This is a genomic window from Streptomyces sp. NPDC037389 (assembly GCF_040636475.1).
Classification (GTDB): domain Bacteria; phylum Actinomycetota; class Actinomycetes; order Streptomycetales; family Streptomycetaceae; genus Streptomyces; species Streptomyces hesseae.
Genome location: NZ_JBEZUS010000009.1, coordinates 126,051 through 140,523, shown reverse-complemented (window position 1 = coordinate 140,523; position 14,473 = coordinate 126,051). Strand labels below are relative to the sequence as shown.

Here is a 14,473-nt window from a genome sequence, read left to right as displayed (position 1 = left end):
CGATTGCCCACAGCCGCGCCCGTTATCCTGAACCGGTCCTGTCTGTTCCGGTCGTTGTCGGGAGTCGTGTCGTGCGCATCGATCTGCACACCCACTCCACGGCCTCGGACGGTACGGACACCCCCGCCGAGCTGGTGCGCAACGCCGCCGCCGCCGGACTGGACGTCGTCGCGCTGACCGACCACGACGGGGTCGGCGGGCACGCCGAGGCCATCGCGGCCCTCCCCGCCGGGCTCACCCTGGTCACCGGCGCCGAGCTCTCCTGCCGCTTCGAGGGCCCCGACGGCTTCAGCGTCCACATGCTGGCCTACCTCTTCGACCCCCACGAGCCGGAGCTCGCCCGCGAGCGCGAGCTCGTGCGCGACGACCGCGAACCGCGCGCCCGCGCCATGGTCGCCAAGCTCAACGAGCTCGGCGTGCCCGTCGCCTGGGAGCGCGTCGCACGCATCGCCGGCGACGGGGCCGTCGGCCGTCCGCACGTGGCCACGGCCATGATCGAGCTCGGCGTGATCGACAGCGTCTCCGACGCCTTCACCTCCGAGTGGCTCGCCGGTGACGGCCGTGCCTTCGTCGAGAAGCACGAGCTCGACCCCTTCGACGCCATCCGCCTGGTCAAGGCGGCCGGCGGCGTCACCGTGCTCGCCCACCCCCTCGCCCTCAAGCGCGGCAACTGCGTCTCCGAGGGCCGGATAGCCGAGCTCGCCTCGGCCGGCCTGGACGGCATCGAGGTGGACCACATGGACCACGACGCCGCCACCCGCGCCCGGCTGCGGGGTCTTGCCGCCGAACTCGGCCTGCTGCCCACCGGCTCCAGTGACTACCACGGCAGCCGTAAGAGCTGCCGCCTCGGCGAGTACACGACCGACCCGGAGATCTACGGGGAGATCACGCGCCGTGCGACGGGCGCGTTCCCCGTCCCGGGCGCCGGCGGCTGACCACTCCGCGCTCCGGGCCAGGCCGTCCGTCCACGGGCGGATGAGCGCGCCCGTACGTCTCCTCCCCTCTCACCGCGTCCACGCGCACGCGGCGACCGTCCGAGGCGTACGAGCCGTTCGCGCACGCCCTCCCCGGCCCCTCCCGAGGCGCCCCCTCGTACCTCCCCCACCGCTCCTGCTCGCTCCGCACCCGCAAGGCCCTCACGTGTTCGACATCGCTGTCTTCGGTTCCCTCTTCCTCACCCTGTTCGTGATCATGGACCCGCCCGGGATCACGCCGATCTTCCTCGCCCTCACCTCGGGCCGCCCCGCCAAGGTCCAGCGGCGCATGGCCTGGCAGGCGGCTACCGTCGCCTTCGGCGTGATCGCCCTCTTCGGCATCTGCGGCCGGCAGATCCTCGACTATCTGCACATCACCACCCCCGCCCTGATGATCGCGGGCGGTCTGCTCCTGCTGCTGGTCGCGCTGGACCTGCTCACCGGCAAGTCGGAGGAGCCCAAGCAGACCAAGGACGTCAATGTCGCGCTCGTGCCGCTGGGCATGCCGCTGCTGGCGGGCCCCGGTGCGATCGTCTCGGTGATCCTCGCGGTGCAGCGCGCCGACTCGGTGGCCTCGCAGGTCTCGGTGTGGTGCGCCATCGCGGCGATCCACGTCGTGCTGTGGGTGGTGATGCGGAACTCGCTGCACATCATCCGTGTGATCAAGGACGGCGGTGTGGTGCTGGTGACCCGCCTCGCCGGCATGATGCTCTCGGCGCTGGCCGTGCAGCAGATCATCAACGGCATCACGCAGGTGATCCAGCACCACTGACGCCTCCCCGCGAACGCGGAACGCCCCCGTACGGTCGTCGTACAGGGGCGTTCGGCTTTCCGGAGCGCGTGGGCGCTACCGGACCGAGGAGTCGGCTGGGCGGATGTATATGCGCTGGCCGATGGAGGCGGCCTGCTGCACGATCCGGTTGACGGAGGCGGCGTCCACGACGGTGCTGTCGACGGCGGTGCCGTCGACGTCGTCCAGGCGCATGATTTCGAAGCGCAAGGCTTCTCCCTTCGTCTGATCCTCCTGCGGAGAACTGTGAACAGTGACGCACGCGGCGACGTTGCGACGCGCGTTCCAAGAGTGTCCAACGAGTTTAACCCTCGAAACATTCCCTACGCTAAAGAAATTTTTAACATGACTAATGAGTGACCGGGTGGTGACCGATCGACCCCTGGCGGCCGCGCGTGCCGGAGTGCGTTCGAGAGGAGCGAGTGGAACGCTGGTCCCGGAACACCCGGACGTGGACACCCCCGGACACGGAAACGAGGCGATCGCCGATGGCTGCCACGGAGGGTGCCGGGCTGGGGCAGCCCTGCTGGGTGAGCCTGCTGACCGCCGACCTCAAGGCGTCGCAGGACTTCTACGCGGCCGTGATGGGCTGGACGTTCCGGGCCGGGACGCTCGGCGAGGGCTTCTCCGTCGCGATCTCCGAGGGCAAGCCCGTCGCCGGGCTGAGCGACGCCGCCAGCAGCTTGGGCGTGGCCGTCTCCTGGACCTCGTACTTCGCCGTCGACGACGCCGACATGGTGGCCTCCCGGGTCCGGGAGCGAGGCGGCACGGTCGCGGTCGGTCCCCTCGCGGTCGGTCGGGGCCGCGTCGTCCTGGCGGCGGACCCGATGGGCGCCGTCTTCGGCTTCTGGGAGGGCGAGAACCTCCCCGGCTGGCGGATCGGCTCCGGCTCCGCGCCCGCGTGGCTGGAACTCCGTACCCGCGACGCGTTCGCCGCCGCCATGTTCTACGGCGAGGTCTTCGACTGGGCGATGGACCGCCCCGGCCGCTGCGAGGTCCGCTACGAGGACGACGCCGTGACCGTCCGCGCGGGCGGCCGCACCGTGGCCTCGCTGCGCGGCGGGGCCGTCGAGGCCGACCCCGACCCGCGCATCCGCCCCCGCTGGCACGTGTACTTCTGCGTCGGCGACGTCGAGAAGGCCGTGGAGGCCGCCCTCGCCGAGGGCGGCGCGGTCGTCTCCGAGCCGGCCCGCTCACGGGTGGGACGCGAGGCGACCCTGCGGGACTCCGAGGGGGGCCTCTTCACTGTCACCGAGAAGACGGGCCGCTAGGCCGCCGCGGCGGCGTCCTCCCAGAAGCGGACGAGCGACTCGGCCGTGGCGGCAGGCTGCTCGGCGTTGGGGGAGTGCCCCGCGCCCCGGATCACCGTACGGACCGCCGACAGCTTCTCGGCCATCGCGTCGATCTCCGGCACCGGCCAGGCGTAGTCCAGCTCCCCGGACACCACGTGCTTGGCCAGCGGCACCCCCGCCAGCTCGGCCGTACGGTCGGGCTCGACCGTCAACTGGACGCCGGTCGCCATCAGTTGCTCGGGAACCGTGCGCAGCCAGCGCCGGTGCAGGAACTCCGTCAGCTCCGACGGGGTGTCGGCGGCCGACGCGCCCTCCGCCCCCTCGCGCTGCATCTCCCGCCAGACGCTCTCCATGTCCAGCAGGCCGAGGGCCTGGACGAGCAGGCGTGTACGGGCCTGCTGCGGGGCGGAGATCGCGCCGGGGCCGCTGCTCATGACGGTCAGCGAGCGGAAGGGGGACGCGTCCGTGAACACGGCGGCGCGGGTGATCAGGCCACCGAGCGAGTGCCCGAGCAGATGCACGTCACCGCCGAGCGCGGCCGCCTGCGCGAGGACGTCGCGGGCCAACTCGTCCTGCGTGTACGCGGCCTCGTCGCGCGGCCCCGGGCTCTCGTGCTGCCCCCGCCCGTCCACGGCCACCACCCGGAACCCGGCCGCGGCGAGCGGCTCGAGCAGCGCGATGAAGTCCTCCTTGCTGCCGGTGAATCCGGGCACGAGGAGGGCGGTGCCACGCGGCGGGGAGGTGGGGCGGGCGTCGTGCACGGCGAACTCCCCGCGGGCGGTGGTGAGGAGGTATGCCTCGGCGCACGGCGGGAGGGCGAGGAAGGGAGGCCGGCTCATGGCACGAGGCTAGCGCGGGGCGGATGACGGCCCGGAGGGGGTCCCCGGCCCCGCTCCCGGCCCTGCTCCTGGCCTTACTCCCGGGCCCGGATACGCCCGAGCGCCGGGTGGGCTGACAATCAGCCCACCCGGCGCTCGGGTTCGGGATCAGGCCTCGGTGGCCTTCTTCGCCGTGGCGCGGGTGCGCCTCGGCTTGGCCTCGGCCACGTCGGTGGCGGCCTCGGTGGCCTTCTTGGCCGTGGTGCGGGTCCGCTTGGGCGTGGTTTCCGCTGCCTCGGTGGCCTCGACGGCCTTCTTGGCGGTGGCGCGGGTGCGCTTGGGCTTGGCCTCGGCCGCTTCGGCGGTGTCCACGACGGCCTCGGCGACCTTCTTGGCCGTGGCGCGGGTGCGCTTGGGCTTCGTCTCCGTCGCCTCGGGGGCGGCGTCGACGACGGCCTCGGCGGGCACGGCCTTCTTGGCGGTGGCGCGAGTGCGCTTCGGCTTCGCCTCGGCGGCATCGGCGGTGTCCACGACGGCCTCGACGGCCTTCTTCGCCGTGGCGCGGGTCCGCTTGGGCTTGGCCTCGGCCGCTTCGGCGGTGTCGACGGCGGCTTCGGCAGCCTTCTTCGCGGTGGTGCGGGTCCGCTTGGGCGTGGTTTCCGCTGCCTCGGCGGCGGTCTCGACGACGGCCTCGGTGGCCTTCTTGGCCGTGGCGCGGGTGCGCTTGGGCTTCGTCTCCGTCACCTCGGCGGCAGCGGTGTCGACAACGGCCTCAGCGGCCTTCCGGACCGTGCGGGTACGCGTCGGCTTGGCCTCGGCGGTCGCTTCGGCGGTGTCGACGGTGGCCTCGGCGGCCTTCTTCGCCGTCGTGCGCGTCCGCTTCGGCTTGGTCTCCGCCACCTCGGCCGTCTCGACGGCCACGGCCACGGGCTCGACCACGGGCTCGACCACGGCGACGGCCTTCTTGGCCGTGCGGGTACGCGTGCGCTTCGGCTTCGCCTCGGTGGACTCCACCGTCTCCACGGCCTCCGCCACGCGGGCGGCCGGGACGGCCAGGGCCGCCGCGGCGCTCTCGACGGTCTGGAAGTCGACGGTGTCGGTCACCGGGGCGACGGCCGGCCGGGTGCGGCGGCGGCGCGTGCGGGCGGGGGCCTCGGGCTCCGCCGCGGGGGCGGCGGCGACCGGGGCGGCGGCCGGAGCCGGCTGAGCGGTCACGGCGGGCGCCGTGGCGACGGCCGTGGCCGCACCGGCGTTCGTACCCGCGCTGCCACGTGTGCGGCGACGGCGACGCGGACGGGCCGGGGTCTCCGGGGCACCGGAAACACCGGACACGGCCTCGGCCGGCGCGGCAGCCGGCTCGGCCGGGGTCACGGTCGTACCGGCCGCCGGGGCGTCCGAGCCGATCGGCGTGCCGTTCCGCGTACGGCGCCGCTGGCGCGGCGTACGGGCCGGACGCTCCTCTTCCGTGCGGTCACGGTCACGGTCGCGGTCGCCATGGCGGCCACCGTCCCGCCCACCGTCACGGCTGCCGTCCCGCCCACCGTCACGGCCACGGCCACGGCCCCCCGGCTCGCCGAGGTCCTCGATCTCCTCGGCCGCGAGGCCGGCGAGGGTGCGCTCGGAGCGGGGCAGGATGCCCTTCGTGCCGGCGGGGATCTTCAGCGCCTCGTACAGGTGCGGGGACGTGGAGTACGTCTCCTCCGGGTCGTCGAACGACAGCTCCAGCGCCTTGTTGATGAGCTTCCAGCGCGGGACGTCGTCCCAGTCGACCAGCGTGACGGCCGTGCCCGACTTGCCCGCGCGGCCGGTGCGGCCGATGCGGTGGAGGTAGGTCTTCTCGTCCTCGGGGGACTGGTAGTTGATCACGTGCGTGACGTCGTCGACGTCGATGCCGCGCGCGGCGACGTCGGTGCAGACCAGGACGTCGACCTTGCCGTTGCGGAAGGCGCGCAGCGCCTGCTCGCGGGCGCCCTGGCCGAGGTCGCCGTGGACGGCGCCGGCGGCGAAGCCACGGCGGGTGAGCTGCTCGGAGATGTCGGCTGCCGTCCGCTTGGTGCGGCAGAAGATCATCGCGCGGTTGCGGCCCTCGGCCTGGAGGATGCGGGCGACCATCTCCGGCTTGTCCATGTTGTGGGCGCGGAAGATGTGCTGGGCGATGTTGGCGTGTGTCTGGCCCTGGTCGTCCGGCGCGGTGGCGCGGATGTGCGTGGGCTGCGACATGTAGCGACGGGCCAGCGAGATGACCGCGCCCGGCATGGTGGCCGAGAACAGCATGGTCTGCCGCTTGGCCGGCAGCATGTTGATGATGCGCTCGACGTCGGGCAGGAAGCCCAGGTCCAGCATCTCGTCGGCCTCGTCCAGGACGAGCGCCTTGACGTGCGCGAGGCTCAGCTTCTTCTGGCCGGCGAGGTCGAGCAGTCGGCCGGGCGTGCCGACGATCACGTCGACGCCCTTCTTGAGCGCCTCGACCTGCGGCTCGTAGGCGCGGCCGCCGTAGATGGCCTGGACGCGGACGTTGCGCACCTTGCCGGCGGTGAGGAGGTCGTTGGTGACCTGCTGGCACAGCTCACGGGTGGGGACGACGACCAGGGCCTGCGGGGCGTCGGTCAGCTGCTCGGGCTTGGCCCGGCCCGCCTCCACGTCGGCGGGGACGACGACGCGCTCCAGCAGGGGCAGGCCGAAGCCCAGGGTCTTGCCGGTGCCGGTCTTGGCCTGGCCGATGACGTCGGAGCCGGAGAGCGCGACGGGAAGCGTCATCTCCTGGATGGGGAACGGATTCACGATGCCGACGGCCTCAAGGGCCTCGGCGGTTTCGGACAGAATCCCGAGGTCACGGAAAGTGGACAGAGTCTTGCCTCTTCTGTGAGACGCGGCGCGACGAGGCGGCGAAGGGGGTCGTACGTGAGGGACGTACGGACCGCGCGAGGGTACTGAGCCGGCCACCGGGTGGGGGCCGGGCGCGGCGCGGGACCACTGCCTTCGCTCGAGCACACGTGCCGCGAGCGGATCCCTCCAGGTGCGTACGACTCGTGCGCACCCCGCGGAGGGCGGTCGGTTGTGTGGAAGCCGATCGGGCCACCGACCGGGCATCCGCTGGAGTCCTGGAGACTCGCCTCCAGAAGACACAGCATGAGTTCGGCCTGCCGAATACTCGGCTGGCCTATTAGCACTGTACCCCGGAAAGGCGCATGTGTGTCCGGACAATCGGGTGTCCGGATCGGGATGAACTGTCTGACCAGGGGGTTCGCCGTGTCGCGTGGCGGGCTATCGTTCGCTGCATGGAGACGCCCGACACGCCAGAGAACGCCACCGAGCCCGTCTCCCCGGACGCCGGGGAGCACACCGGAATCGCCGCCCAGGACTGGGCCACGGCATCCGCGGACCCGCAGTACCGGGCTGCCGTCGTCGATCTGCTCGGTGCCCTCGCCTACGGTGAGCTGGCCGCCTTCGAGCGGCTGGCGGAGGACGCCAAGCTCGCGCCGACCCTGGACGACAAGGCTGCCCTGGCCAAGATGGCCGCGGCCGAGTTCCAGCACTTCCAGCGGCTGCGGGACCGGCTGGAGGCGATCGACGCGCCGCCGACCGCGGCCATGGAGCCCTTCGCCGCCGGCGTGGACGAGTTCCACCGGCTGACCGCGCCCTCGGACTGGCTGGAGGGCCTGGTCAAGGCGTATGTGGGCGATTCGATCGCCAGTGACTTCTACCGTGAGGTCGCGGCGCGGCTGGACTCCGACACCCGGGCGCTGGTGCTGGCCGTGCTCGACGACACGGGCCATGCCTCCTTCGCGGTCGAGAAGGTGCGTGCCGCGATCGAGGCCGAGCCCCGGGTGGGCGGGCGGCTCGCGCTCTGGGCGCGCCGGCTGATGGGCGAGGCGCTCTCGCAGGCGCAGCGCGTGGTCGCCGACCGGGACGCCCTGTCGACGATGCTCGTGGGCGGAGTGGCCGACGGCTTCGATCTGGCCGAGGTCGGGAAGATGTTCTCCCGGATCACCGAGGCGCACACCAAGCGCATGGCCGCGCTGGGCCTGGCCGCGTAACAGGCGCCGGAGCAGCGGGACGGTCAACGCTCACCACCACCGGTATCCCGTCGCGGACCGCGGTCGTCAGGCCGTGGCGGAGCGGCGGGGCCGGCCGGTGGGGCGCAGCAGCAGCGAGAGCAGCGCCACGCAGACGCCCAGGGAGACGCCCAGCGTGGCGAGGGTGTGGCCCGGGCCCAGCACGGAATGGCCCAGGAGGGCGCCGAAGAGGGCGGCACCCGGTCCGGTGGACAGGGCCAGGCCCCGGGAGCGGATCTGCCCGAAGCGCGCGGGAAGCCAGCGCAGGGCCGCACAGGCGACGGCGAGACCGATGAGGACCGAGCCGAGCGCTTCCCAGAGGATCATGCTCAATACCCTCCCAGTGAGGTGGCCGAGAAGCGGGGTGCAAATCGGTCGTAGCGGTCTTACCCCGGGACACCCCGGGGCAACCCTCGGCGACGATCTCGGTGCGCCCCCGTTCCGGGCCCTGTATCGCGTAGGAACAACGGCGGGGCCCCGGTGAATTCCGCACCGGGGCCCCGCCGTTCAATTCCGCTCGAAGCGGGTCACATGGCGCCGAAGCCGACCTTGCGGACCGCGGGCTCGCCGATCTCCACGTACGCCAGGCGGTCGGCCGGCACCAGGACCTTGCGGCCGCGGTCGTCCGTCAGGCTCAGCAGCGCGGACTTGCCGGCGAGCGCCTCGGCCACCACACGCTCGACTTCCTCGGCAGCCAGCCCGCTCTCCAGAACGATCTCGCGGGGCGCGTGCTGCACGCCGATCTTGACCTCCACGGTCTGTCCCTCCGAAGGTTGGGGTCCCCCATGGCTGAGCCCAGGGGAGGGGTGCGCGGACCAGCCGCGCCGTACGTTCCACACATTAGCCCGGTACGGGCGGTCCGCCGGGCCTCGCCCGCACGCTCGCAGCGAACATCATTCGGACACGCCCGGCCGCGGGGGACGGCGCCCGGCGCCGGTGCGCCGGCGCTGTGCGTCAAGCCTGCTCGTGGCCGACCTTGGGGAAGCCCGCGATACCGCGCCAGGCCAGCGAGGTCAGCAGCTGGACGGCCGTCTCGCGCGGGACGGTGCTCTCGCTGGAGAGCCAGTAGCGGGCGACCACCTGGGAGACGCCGCCGAGGCCCACGGCCAGCAGCATGGCCTCGTCCTTCGACAGGCCGGTGTCCTCGGCCACGACCTCGCTGATCGCCTCCGCGCACTCCAGCGAGACCCGCTCGACGCGCTCGCGCACGGCCGGCTCGTTGGTGAGGTCGGACTCGAAGACCAGACGGAAGGCGCCGCCCTCGTCCTCGACGTAGGCGAAGTAGGCATCCATGGTGGCCGCCACGCGCTGCTTGTTCTCGCTGGTGGAGGCGAGTGCCGTGCGGACCGCCTGGAGGAGGTTGTCGCAGTGCTGGTCCAGCAGGGCCAGATAGAGGTCCAGCTTGCCGGGGAAGTGCTGGTAGAGGACCGGCTTGCTCACGCCCGCGCGCTCGGCGATGTCGTCCATCGCGGCCGCGTGGTACCCCTGCGCCACGAAGACCTCCTGGGCCGCGCCCAGAAGCTGATTGCGTCGGGCTCGGCGCGGCAGGCGGGTGCCACGCGGGCGCGCCTCGGTCTGCTCGATGGCTGTCACGCCGCCTCCCATGTCGTTTTCTGTGCTCCCCCCGGCGGCAGCCGGGAGGTGCCCGGTGTGCACGCGCCCGCCATCGTACTTTTGGGTAACCGGGGCGTGCGCGGTAGGAGCGGAGAATTTCATGGACCGGATGCTGTGGGAAATCGACAAATCGCTGATTATCACCACAGGTGCCCCGGGAGTCAGCGGTAGTCGTCCTCGTCCAGGTCCACCACCCGGGCCTGCTCGGCCACGTCCGCCGCGTTCGCCGCGTCCGGGTCGACGCTCGACAGCGGGTCGTCCTCGTGCGGGGACAGGTCCGCGTGCTGCTCCGCGGCATCCGCCTCCGGGGTCTCCGCGTCGAACTCCATGGCAACCGCCTCGTCGTCGAGTGCTTCCTCAAAGGTGTCCGGGTCGGCCGGGTCGACTGGCATAAGGGATCCCTTCCGGTGATCCGGGATGAACGCCCCTCTTACTCCTTGATACTCCCTGTTGGGCAGCCTAGGAGAGAGCGCCCCGCACCGCCAGGCGATCTGTGACCCCCACCACAAGGGCCCCGGCGTGATCGTCTCGTAACATTGCCCGCATGTCATCGACCGAGTCGCCGGACACCGGTGCCGTGCCCGTGGTGCCGCCCACGCGGTCCTCGCGGGTCAGGCCGGGGGAGACGCTGCGCACGGTGGCCCTGCCCGGGGTCACGCTGACGGTCCGCTCCCGCCCGCCCGTCCGCGCCGGGCTGGCGCCCGCGCTCTTCGTCCACGGGCTCGGCGGCTCCTCGCAGAACTGGTCCCAGCTGATGGACCGGCTCGCGGACACCGTCGACGGCGAGGCCCTCGACCTGCCCGGCTTCGGTGACGCGCCCCCGCCGGAGGACGGCGACTACTCCATCACGGGGTACGCGCGAGCGGTCATCCGCCATCTCGACAGCAGCGGCCGCGGCCCCGTCCACCTGTTCGGCAATTCGATGGGCGGCGCCGTCACCACCCGCGTCGCCGCGGTCCGCCCCGACCTCGTCCGTACGCTCACCCTCGTCTCGCCCGCCCTGCCCGAGCTGCGCCCCCAGCGCACGGCGGTGCCCACCGGGCTGCTCGCCGTGCCCGGCGTCGTCTCCCTCTTCGCCCGGATGACGAAGGAGTGGACGGCCGAGCGCCGCACCCGCGAGGTGCTCGCCCTCTGTTACGGCGATCCCGGCCGGGTGACACCCGAGGGCTTCGCCCTGGCCGTCGCCGAATACGAGCGGCGCCTGGAGCTCCCCTACTTCTGGGACGTCATGGCCCGCTCGGCGCGTGGCATCGTCGACGCGTACACGCTCGGCGGACAGCATTCGCTGTGGCGTCAGGCGGAGAAGGTCCTTGCCCCTACTCTGCTCGTGTACGGAGTGCGCGATCAGCTCGTCTCCATCCGCATGGCCCGCCGCGCGAGCAAGGCTTTCCACGACTCGCGGCTGCTGACGCTTCTCGAGGCGGGGCATGTCGCGATGATGGAGGACCCGGACACGGTGGCTCGCGCCTTCCGGGACCTGCTCGCGGACACCGTCACGACACCGACACCGGAACGGAGCGCCCCGCCCCGTGGGTAAACACAGCGCACGCGCCGACCGGCCGCCCCACGGGGCCGCCGCGGGCGCCGCTCCCGGCTCGGCCCGCCGCCGTACCGAGGGCGGGCCCGGCCCCGGGGCCTCGCTGCCCGACGCCGGGCAGCCCGTGCCCGGCCCCGGCCCGGGGCGCCGGCGCGGTACCGCCTCCGGCAGGGAGGCCGAGGAGCTCGCCGCCGACTTCGACGCGGGATTCGGCCACGACTACGACGCCGGTTACCACGCGGGCTACAGCTCGGGCTTCACTCCGGGCACGGCCGCCGAGCCGCGGGAGCCGGTGCTGGGCTGGGGCGTCATCGGCGCCCAGCGCGCCCAGGGCGTGGCCGGGCCGGCCGCCCCGCCGGCCGGAGCCACCCGCTTCACCACGGGATACGTGCCCGCCGACGCCCTCCACGGCGATCCGCCACCCGGACCGTCGGCCGAGCCCGCCCCGCCCGTGGCACCCGCCCCGCCCCGGCCCCGCCGTGGGGGCGGGCGCGCGGCGGCCCGTGGTGCCGGAGGCCGCGGCGGTGGCGTCGGGCGGACGGTGACCGGCGTCGCGGCGGCCGTGGTGACGGCCGTCCTCGCGGTGACGGTGACCGTCCAGCTGCGGGACGGCGGGGACGACGCGGCGCGGGCGCGCGCCGCGGACGTCGGCAAGCGCGTGGACCCCGACACGGCCTCGCGCTCCGACAGCAGGCCCACGCCCAAGGGCGGCGCCGAGGTGCCCGCCACGTACGAGCAGAAGATGGCGAAGAAGTACCCGCTGGAGGCCGACGCGGGGGCCTCGGGTGAATTCGTGGCCGTGGCGGGTCATGACAAGGCGCCTGGTAAGGGTGATGTTCTCCGGTACCGCGTTGACGTGGAGAAGGGCCTGCCGTTCGACGGCTCGCTCTTCGCCACCGCCGTCCACCGCACCCTCAACGACGACCGCAGCTGGGGCCACGGTGGCAAGCGCACCTTCGAGCGCGTCTCCTCCGGCGACGCCGACTTCGTCGTCACCCTGGCCAGCCCGAAGACGACGGCCGCCTGGTGCGCCAAGTCCGGCCTGGACACCACCGAGGACAACGTCTCCTGCGACTCGGCCGCGACCGACCGCGTGATGATCAACGCCTACCGCTGGGCACAGGGCTCACAGACCTTCGGCGACCGGATGCACGAGTACCGGCAGATGCTGATCAACCACGAGGTCGGCCACCGCCTCGGCCACGACCACGAGTCCTGCGCCAAGGAGGGCGCGCTCGCGCCCGTGATGATGCAGCAGACCAAGTTCCTCACGACCGACGGGAAGACCTGCCGCCCCAACGCCTGGCCCTTTCCGGGGTCCGGTTCCTGAGACGATGGGTCTCGCTCCCTGAGACACCTTTGCGGCTGGGCGAAAATTCGTTCAGTCTTCTCGGCATGTCGTCCCGCCCCGCCTTCGAGAACGCCGCCTTCGAGCTGGCGCTGATCGGCGTGGCCGCGCACTCCGTCGCCGACATTCACTGTCGCTGAACGACCTGTTCCGGCATCTCCCCGCGTACTTCCGCGCGCCTTCACGCGCCGCGTCCGCCGGGGGCGGTACGGGCGCTTCCGCGCGCTCTTCTCCTGCCGCCTTCCGGGGACGCGTTCCGCGCTCCTTCCCCCTCGCATTCCCGCGAAAGGCCTGACCTGTCATGCGTCAACTGTCCGTCATATCCCGCCGCGTGGCCGCGGCCGCCGTCAGCGTGGTCCTGATCGGCGGCGCGGCGGCGTGCGGCCCGAAGGGGAGCGGTGGTGACTCCGCCGGCGGCGGCGCCGACGGCGCGCCGAAGAAGGGCGGCACGCTCACGGTCCTCAACAGAGCGCCGCAGAAGCAGTTCGACCCCGCCCGCCTCTACACCTCCGGCGGCGGCAACATCCCCTCGCTCGTCTACCGCACCCTCACCACCCGCAACCGTGAGAACGGCGCCGAGGGCACCAAGGTCGTCCCCGACCTCGCCACCGACACCGGCACGCCCGGCGACGACGCGAAGACGTGGACGTACAAGCTCAAGGACGGGCTGAAGTACGAGGACGGCACGCCCATCACCTCCGCCGACGTCAAGTACGGCGTCGAGCGCTCCTTCGCCCCCGAACTCTCCGGCGGCGCCCCCTACTTGCGCGACTGGCTCATCGGCGGCGACACCTACCAGGGCCCCTACAAGGAGAAGAAGGGCCTCGACTCCATCGAGACCCCCGACGCGAAGACCATCGTCTTCAAGCTGAAGAAGTCCGAGGGCGACTTCCCCTACTTCGCGACCTCCACCCAGTTCGCCCCCGTCCCCAAGGCCAAGGACACCGGCGCCAAGTACGCCGAGCACCCCGTCTCCTCCGGCCCGTACAAGGTCGTGAAGAACACCAACGACGGCGAGCAGATGGTCCTGGAGCGCAACCCCAACTGGTCCGAGGAGACCGACAAGGAGCGCCACGCCTACCCCGACCGCATCGAGGTCAAGTCCGGCCTCGCCCCGGCGGTCATCAACCAGCGGCTCTCCGCCGGCCAGGGCGCCGACGCGGCCGCCGTGACCACCGACACCAACCTCGGCCCCGCCGAGCTCGCCCAGGTCACCGGCGACAAGAAGCTGGCCGCCCGCGTCGGCACCGGCCACTTCGGCTACACCAACTACCTGGCGTTCAACCCCAGGTCCAAGCCCTTCGACAACCCGAAGGTGCGCGAGGCCGTCGCCTACGCCGTCAACCGCACCAGCGTCGCCAACGCCGCCGGCGGCTCCGCGCTGGCCGAGCCCGCCACCACCTTCCTGCCCAACCAGAAGTCCTTCGGCTTCACTCCTCACGACCCCTTCCCGGCCGGTGCCGACGGCAACGCCGCGAAGGCCAAGGAGCTGCTGAAGGAGGCCGGTTACGCGGACGGCCTGGACATCACGCTGACGCATTCCACCGCCCAGAACTTCGAGACCAGCCCCGAGATCGCCACCGCGCTCCAGGCCGCTCTCAAGGAGGCCGGCATCCGGGTCAAGCTGGAGGGCCTGGAGGAGAACGACTACGACGAGAAGACCCACAGCGTCGACAAGCAGCCCGATCTCTTCCTCGCCCACTGGGGTGCCGACTGGCCCTCCGGCGGCCCCTTCCTCGCCCCGGTCTTCGACGGCCGGCAGATCGTCAAGGACGGCGCCAACTTCAACGCCTCCCGCCTCGACGACTCCGCGGTCAACAACGAGATCGACGAGATCAACAAGATCACCGACCATGACGCCGCCGCCAAGCGCTGGGGCGCCCTGGACCAGAGGATCGGCGACCGGGCGCTGACCGTGCCGCTCTTCCACCCGGTCTACAAGCGCCTCGTCGGCAAGGACGTCAAGAACGTCGTCATCAGCGACTGGACCGGTGTCCTCGACGTCTCCCAGGTCGCCGTCAAGTGACCACGGCACCGATCACCAC

15 protein-coding genes are annotated in these 14,473 nt (G+C 72.3%); 8 read left to right on the top strand and 7 right to left on the bottom strand.

Translation table 11 applies throughout. The features are described 5' to 3' along the window. Positions 1 to 71 precede the first annotated feature (71 nt). Both AB0E98_RS21220 and AB0E98_RS21215 read left to right on the top strand, forming a co-directional pair. Positions 72 to 935, top strand: a complete 864-nt coding sequence (locus tag AB0E98_RS21220) for a PHP domain-containing protein (protein WP_361704787.1) — start codon at positions 72 to 74, stop codon at positions 933 to 935. Between the two features lie 205 nt (positions 936 to 1,140). Beyond that, the gene (locus AB0E98_RS21215; protein ID WP_311615110.1) at positions 1,141 to 1,746 is read left to right on the top strand and encodes a MarC family protein; all 606 of its coding nucleotides are present in this window, start codon (positions 1,141 to 1,143) and stop codon (positions 1,744 to 1,746) included. Between the two features lie 75 nt (positions 1,747 to 1,821). Here the strand turns inward: AB0E98_RS21215 and AB0E98_RS21210 are convergent, their stop codons facing one another. Next, positions 1,822 to 1,974: a hypothetical protein gene (locus AB0E98_RS21210; protein WP_164737832.1), complete on the bottom strand. Its 153-nt coding sequence runs from the start codon at positions 1,972 to 1,974 to the stop codon at positions 1,822 to 1,824. Between the two features lie 278 nt (positions 1,975 to 2,252). Here AB0E98_RS21210 and AB0E98_RS21205 point away from each other — a divergent pair, with 278 nt between their 5' ends. Continuing rightward, positions 2,253 to 3,035, top strand: a complete 783-nt coding sequence (locus tag AB0E98_RS21205; RefSeq protein ID WP_361704784.1) for a VOC family protein — start codon at positions 2,253 to 2,255, stop codon at positions 3,033 to 3,035. Here AB0E98_RS21205 and AB0E98_RS21200 read toward each other — a convergent pair. Both AB0E98_RS21200 and AB0E98_RS21195 read right to left on the bottom strand, forming a co-directional pair. After that, complete coding sequence (locus AB0E98_RS21200) at positions 3,032 to 3,895, bottom strand: alpha/beta fold hydrolase (protein ID WP_361704782.1); 864 nt, start codon at positions 3,893 to 3,895, stop codon at positions 3,032 to 3,034. The two genes, AB0E98_RS21205 and AB0E98_RS21200, sit on opposite strands and share 4 nt — an antisense overlap. 147 nt (positions 3,896 to 4,042) lie before the next feature. After that, complete coding sequence (locus tag AB0E98_RS21195) at positions 4,043 to 6,631, bottom strand: DEAD/DEAH box helicase (RefSeq protein WP_361704781.1); 2,589 nt, start codon at positions 6,629 to 6,631, stop codon at positions 4,043 to 4,045. 521 nt (positions 6,632 to 7,152) lie between these two features. On the opposite strand from AB0E98_RS21195, the gene AB0E98_RS21190 reads away from it, so the two are divergent. Then, positions 7,153 to 7,911: a ferritin-like fold-containing protein gene (locus AB0E98_RS21190; protein ID WP_361704778.1), complete on the top strand. Its 759-nt coding sequence runs from the start codon at positions 7,153 to 7,155 to the stop codon at positions 7,909 to 7,911. Between the two features lie 66 nt (positions 7,912 to 7,977). On the opposite strand, the gene AB0E98_RS21185 is transcribed toward AB0E98_RS21190, so the two are convergent. The 4 genes from AB0E98_RS21185 to AB0E98_RS21170 form a co-directional block, all read right to left on the bottom strand. Continuing rightward, positions 7,978 to 8,256, bottom strand: coding sequence for a hypothetical protein (locus AB0E98_RS21185; protein ID WP_361704776.1), 279 nt, complete (start codon positions 8,254 to 8,256; stop codon positions 7,978 to 7,980). 200 nt (positions 8,257 to 8,456) lie between these two features. Then, positions 8,457 to 8,684, bottom strand: coding sequence for a DUF3107 domain-containing protein (locus AB0E98_RS21180; protein ID WP_311615121.1), 228 nt, complete (start codon positions 8,682 to 8,684; stop codon positions 8,457 to 8,459). 199 nt (positions 8,685 to 8,883) lie between these two features. Continuing rightward, complete coding sequence (locus AB0E98_RS21175) at positions 8,884 to 9,522, bottom strand: TetR/AcrR family transcriptional regulator (protein ID WP_361704775.1); 639 nt, start codon at positions 9,520 to 9,522, stop codon at positions 8,884 to 8,886. A gap of 182 nt (positions 9,523 to 9,704) precedes the next feature. Then, positions 9,705 to 9,935, bottom strand: coding sequence for a hypothetical protein (locus AB0E98_RS21170; protein WP_361704774.1), 231 nt, complete (start codon positions 9,933 to 9,935; stop codon positions 9,705 to 9,707). A 152-nt stretch (positions 9,936 to 10,087) separates the two neighbouring features. Here AB0E98_RS21170 and AB0E98_RS21165 point away from each other — a divergent pair, with 152 nt between their 5' ends. The 4 genes from AB0E98_RS21165 (at position 10,088) to AB0E98_RS21150 (ending at position 14,454) form a co-directional block, all read left to right on the top strand. After that, the gene (locus AB0E98_RS21165; RefSeq protein ID WP_361704772.1) at positions 10,088 to 11,080 is read left to right on the top strand and encodes an alpha/beta hydrolase; all 993 of its coding nucleotides are present in this window, start codon (positions 10,088 to 10,090) and stop codon (positions 11,078 to 11,080) included. Beyond that, a complete protein-coding gene (locus AB0E98_RS21160; RefSeq protein WP_361704771.1) occupies positions 11,073 to 12,410 on the top strand; it encodes a DUF3152 domain-containing protein in 1,338 nt (445 codons plus the stop codon). The genes AB0E98_RS21165 and AB0E98_RS21160 overlap by 8 nt, the downstream gene beginning before the upstream one ends. Before the next feature lie 65 nt (positions 12,411 to 12,475). Next, positions 12,476 to 12,568, top strand: coding sequence for an Ms4533A family Cys-rich leader peptide (locus tag AB0E98_RS21155; protein ID WP_346429068.1), 93 nt, complete (start codon positions 12,476 to 12,478; stop codon positions 12,566 to 12,568). A 161-nt stretch (positions 12,569 to 12,729) separates the two neighbouring features. Further along, on the top strand, positions 12,730 to 14,454 hold the full coding sequence (locus AB0E98_RS21150; RefSeq protein WP_361704769.1) for an ABC transporter substrate-binding protein: 1,725 nt from the start codon (positions 12,730 to 12,732) through the stop codon (positions 14,452 to 14,454). The last annotated feature ends 19 nt before the right edge of the window (positions 14,455 to 14,473 follow it).